The organism is Subdoligranulum sp. APC924/74, from assembly GCF_003324125.1.
In the GTDB taxonomy this organism is placed as follows: domain Bacteria; phylum Bacillota; class Clostridia; order Oscillospirales; family Ruminococcaceae; genus Gemmiger; species Gemmiger qucibialis.
This window is the reverse complement of sequence record NZ_PSQF01000142.1, coordinates 1-5,192: the sequence shown is the minus strand read 5'-3', so window position 1 is coordinate 5,192 and position 5,192 is coordinate 1. Positions and strand designations below refer to the sequence as shown.

General features: G+C 54.6%; 4 protein-coding genes. All 4 read left to right on the top strand.

Annotated elements, in window-relative coordinates; genetic code table 11:
* Window positions 1-595 precede the first annotated feature (595 nt).
* The 4 genes from larA to C4885_RS15355 all read left to right on the top strand — a co-directional run bounded on the left by larA (window position 596) and on the right by C4885_RS15355 (window position 4,981).
* Window positions 596-1,873, top strand: coding sequence for a nickel-dependent lactate racemase (larA, locus tag C4885_RS15370; protein WP_114001173.1), 1,278 nt, complete (start codon window positions 596-598; stop codon window positions 1,871-1,873).
* 49 nt (window positions 1,874-1,922) lie between these two features.
* Window positions 1,923-2,234, top strand: coding sequence for a UxaA family hydrolase (locus C4885_RS15365; protein ID WP_114001172.1), 312 nt, complete (start codon window positions 1,923-1,925; stop codon window positions 2,232-2,234).
* Window positions 2,235-2,249: 15 nt separating this feature from the next.
* A complete protein-coding gene (locus C4885_RS15360) occupies window positions 2,250-3,413 on the top strand; it encodes a UxaA family hydrolase (protein WP_114001171.1) in 1,164 nt (387 codons plus the stop codon).
* A 110-nt stretch (window positions 3,414-3,523) separates the two neighbouring features.
* The gene (locus C4885_RS15355; RefSeq protein WP_114001170.1) at window positions 3,524-4,981 is read left to right on the top strand and encodes a GntP family permease; all 1,458 of its coding nucleotides are present in this window, start codon (window positions 3,524-3,526) and stop codon (window positions 4,979-4,981) included.
* Window positions 4,982-5,192 lie beyond the last annotated feature (211 nt).

Below are 5,192 nucleotides of genomic sequence, written 5' to 3'. Positions count from 1 at the left end.
TTATCTGCGCTTTTGGCTTGGCATCTGCCGCACCTCGCTCGCCGTATCGGCACTTAGAATTATGCGGTATTGCCCTAATTTTTTGCTTCCTCACTGTCCCGGCGCGGTCGGGTGACCGCGCCCTACCGATTGTTTCACCGTCAACAGCATATAATAAATTATTCCACGTAACGTTCCTATCAGGCGCACCCCCGATGCCACATCCGGGTCTGCGCCTGATTTTTTTGCTCATTTTGCTCCTTTCCCCGCTGTTTTTTAACACGTTCTCCCTGAATTGTTACTCTTTTATTGACAGCCCCACTATTCCGTGCTATACTGCCCCCAGCGCAATAAACATACTTACCAGGTATGTTTATTGCATTTACTTTCTCCTGCAATGTCACATATAGGAATTGTTTTATTGTGTTTTTGAACATTCTGTGAATCGTTTTCCTGTTGCATTGTACAAATTTGCATGTTTTTTTTTTACTATTTTGGTTTAAACTATTGACTTTATCCAATCTTAAAGCTATTATCATAGTATTAAACGTATGATGTATACAATCAATATTTGTGATTCGAAACATAGAGCACCCACAACCAAGGAGGCATTTGTATGAAAACCATCTCGATTCCTTACTATACTTCCACCTTGGACCTGCATGTTGACGAAGCCAACCTGAAAGCTGTTGTCACCGCAAAAATGCACGAATACAAGGCCGGCAAAACGGAAGTAGAACTGGTTCATGAGGCATTGGAGCATCCCATTGCCTCCCCGCGCCTGCGTGACCTGGTCAAGGGTAAACAGAAAGTTGTACTGGTCACCAGTGACCACACCCGCGCCGTCCCCAGCAAGATCACCCTGCCCATCCTGCTGGATGAGATCCGCCAGGGCAACCCGGACGCCGATATCACCATCCTGATTGCCACCGGCCTGCACCGCCCCACCACCGAGGAAGAGCAACGCCGCATGTTTGGCGATGCCATCGTGGATCATGAGAAAATCGCCATCAACAACGCATTTGACCCGGATCAGTTCGTCCACATGGGCGTGCTGCCCTCCGGTGCAGACTTCAACGTCAACAAGCTGGCCGCTGAATGTGACCTGCTGGTGACTGAGGGCTTTATTGAGCCACACTTCTTCGCCGGCTTCTCCGGCGGCCGCAAGAGCATCCTGCCTGGCATCTGCTCCCAGGAGACCGTCAACGAAAACCACAGCTACAAGGCCATTTCCAGCCCGTATGCCAACACCGGCGTGCTGGAGCACAACCCCATCCATGAGGATATGCTGGCCGCTGCCAAGATGGTCAATGTCCAGTTCATCTTCAATGTAGCGCTGGACGGCCAGAAAAAGATCATCGCCGCCTGGGCAGGCGACCTGGAAAAGGCTCACGCCGAAGGCGTTGCCTTTATCCGCAAATGGAGCCAGTGCCCCAGCATTACCGGCGATATCGTGGTCACCAGCAACGGCGGCTACCCGCTGGACCAGAACCTGTACCAGAGCCCCAAGGCCGTTGCCACGGCGGAAGCCTGTGCAGGTGAGGATGGTGTCATCATCATGTGCTGCAGCTGTGCCGACGGCATGGGCGGCACCCACTTTGAAAAGCTCATCACGATGGGCACCGTGGACGAGATCGACGGTTATCTTTCCAAGATCCCGCCCAAGGAGACCATTCCCGAACAGTGGTGCCCGCAGATTTATGCCCGCATCCTGAAAAAGCACCCCGTCATCCTCGTCACCACCTACCTCAAGCCGGAGGAAGTGCGCAAGGCCAACATGATCCCCGCTTCCACCCCGGATGAAGCCTTGGAGATTGCCTACCAGATGAAGGGCCGCGATGCAAGCGTTGTTGTCATCCCCGATGGCGTCAGCGTGCTTGCTGTTAAGGAATAACCGGCAAAACCGGAACCAATAGAAAAAACGCAAAAGGAGAGTGAGCGTAATGGAAATAAAGCTGGCGCTGAAAGTCAACGATAAAGATAACGTCGCCACCATTTTTGCCAATGGCATTACCGATGGTACCGAAGTTGAGATCCGCGACAAAAAAGGCAACGCTGAAACCGTTACCGTGATTGGCGATGTTCCCTATGGCCACAAAATTGCTGTGCGGGACATCAAAAAGGGCGAACTAATCAACAAATACGGCGAAGAGATCGGCATTGCCACCAAGGACATCAAAAAAGGCGAGTACGTGCATGTCCACAACCTGGACAGCATGCGCGGCCGCGGTGACTGGGCCAAGGAAGGCAAGTAAGGAGGGTAAACTGCTATGGAATTTATGGGTTATGTGCGCCCGGACGGCAAAGTTGGCGCGCGCAACTATGTTGCCGTTATCCCCAGCGTTACCTGTGCCAACGATGTTGCCAACGCCATCTGCCACCAGGTACAGGGTACCATTACATATCTGCACCATCAGGGCTGCTGCCAGATGCCCCCTGATCTGGAGCGCGTGACCGATACGCTGATCAGCCTGGGCATGAGCCCCAACGTTGGCGCTATCCTGATCGTAAGCCTTGGCTGTGAAGGCACCGACCACGAGCGCATGTACAAAGAGCTGAGCGCTACCGGCAAGCATGTGGAGATCATCCACATTCAGGAGCTGGGCGGCGTCAGCAAGGCGATCCAGCTGGGCACCGATATTGCCCGCAAGCTTGTCATTGAAATTTCCGGCCTGCAGCGCCAGCCGGTGGATGTTTCCAAGATCGTTATGGCCATCAAGTGCGGTGCTTCCGATACCACCAGCGGCATGGCTTCCAACTGTGTTATCGGCTATGTAGCCGACAAGCTGGTCGATCTGGGTGCTACCGTTATCTTTGGCGAAACGACCGAGTTCCTGGGCGGTGAGCACCTGCTGGCCCGCCGTGCCGTAAACAAAGAAGTGGCCGATAAGATCTATGAGATCGTAACCAACATGGAAAACCGCGCCAAGAGCATTGGCTGCGATATGCGCAAGGGCCAGCCCACACCGGGCAACATCGCCGGCGGTCTTTCCAGTATTGAGGAAAAGAGCCTTGGTGCCATCGTCAAGAGCGGCACCCGCCCCATCCAGGGCGTGCTGGAATACCCGCAGCATGTTACCGACCAGAAAGGCCTGTGGATCAAGGATACGCCGGGCCGTGAGCCTGAGATTTTGACCGGCATGGCTGCCACGGGCGCCCAGTTCATGATGTTCTCTACCGGCCGCGGTGCCCCGCAGGGCTTCCCCAGCATGCCGGTCATCAAGATCTGCGGCAACCCCAATACCTACCAGCGCATGGAAAATGATATGGACCTGAACGCCGGTCTGATCATTACCGGCGATAAGACCATTGAGCAGGTTGGCGAGGAAGCCTTTGCCAAGCTGCTGCGCGTACTGAGCGGCGAAATGACCAAGAACGAAGCCATCCAGTATTTCAGCGCCATTGATATCCATTGCCTCGGCCCTGTGATCTGATTCTTCTTTTGTAACTCTTCTACACATTCCGTTCCTTCCGGAGAGTCTGTTGAAGGTGCACCCGATGCACCCATGAAAAAAGTAAACGTTAAAAGCAAGGAGATGTTTTTATGAATCCAGTCATAGCCATGTTGATCGGCGTTGTCGTCATGATGGTTCTGGTTATCTGCACTAGAATGCACGCGTTCCCATCCCTGATTATTTCTGCTATCCTGATCGCTGTTCTTTCCGGCAACTACCTGCTGGTTGGCACCGGCAATGAAGGCGGCAACCTGTTAAGCGTTGCCATCAGCACCGTGACCGGCGGCTTTGGCGGTACCATGACAAGCATTGGTATCGTCATCGGCTTCGGCTGCATCATGGGTATCTTTTTGGAAAAAAGCGGCGCTGCCAAGCGTATGGCTATCACCATTCTGAAGCTTGTCGGCGTTAAGCGCGCAGACGTTGTTCTGGGTCTGACCGGCTTTGTTGTTTCCATCCCGGTCTTCTGTGACTCCGGCTTCGTCATCCTGTCCTCCCTGGCAAAAGAGTTCTCCCGTCTGACCAAGAAATCCATGGTCGGTCTGGGTGGCATCCTGGGCATGGGCCTGTATATCACCCACTTCATGGTTCCCCCCACCCCCGGCCCTCTGGCTGTTGTCAGCACCTTCCAGAACGAAGGCATCAACATTGACCTTGGCATGTTCATCATCGCCGGTCTGCTGTTCTCCATCCCCCTGTTCATCTTCTCCGTGTTCCTGTTCCGCTGGTTCGGCAACAAGTACCCGCAGTTCGTCGTTCCTTACGAGATCGACCGCAGCAAGTACACCGAAGCTCAGCTGAAGGTTCTGGATAAGATCGATGCCAAGATCAAGGCCGGCAAAGAGCTGGAAAACGAAGACTTCACCGAGCTGCTCAGCACCGAAAAGCTGCCCAGCGCCGGCCTGTCCTTCACCATCCTGCTGCTCCCCGTCTTCCTGATCCTTGCTAACACCCTCGTCAGCCAGACCGCTTTCAAGGCCACCATCGTTGGCGAAATCATCACCTTCCTCGGCAACCCCGTTATCGCTCTGTTCATCTCCCTGTGCCTGGGCGCATTCCTGCTGGCCAAGGACCTGGATAACAAGACTGTTGTTGGCATGATGAACGACGCTCTGCGCGATGCAGGCCCCATCGTTATGATCACCGCCGGCGGCGGCGCCCTGGGCGCAGTCGTTAAGGCTACCGGCGCTGCCGGCATGATGGCCAACGGCATCGTGGCAATCGGCATCCCCGGCATCCTGGTTCCCCTGCTCATCGGCACCATCATGCGCTTCCCGCAGGGCTCCGGCACTACCGCTATGATCACCGGTTCTGCCATCATCGCCCCCATGCTGGTTACCCTGGGCATCAACCCCTACCTGGCTGGCCTGGCAGTCTGCCTGACCGCCATGTGCCCGTCCTTCCTGAACGATAGCTACTTCCACGTGGTTACCAGCTTCAGCGGCATGGATATCAAGACCAGCTTGAAGACCTGGACCATCGGTTCCATCCTGGTTCCCGTTTTCGGTTCCGTCATCATCTGCATCCTGAGCCTCTTCATCCACTAATTTAGCTTTTTGCGGCATGCAGCGTTCCCTGGCTGCTCTGCCGCATGGAATGTGTAGTTACAAGCAAGCAAACAGGCCCGAACCCTGGCACCGCAATGGTGCAGGCAGGTTCGGGCCTGTTTGTTTTGATTTTAGGCAACACCGCACAATTCCCGCCTAGCGGCTTAAGCACCGCTTCGGCGGCTGCGGCACGGCATCTGCGTTGCCAAAA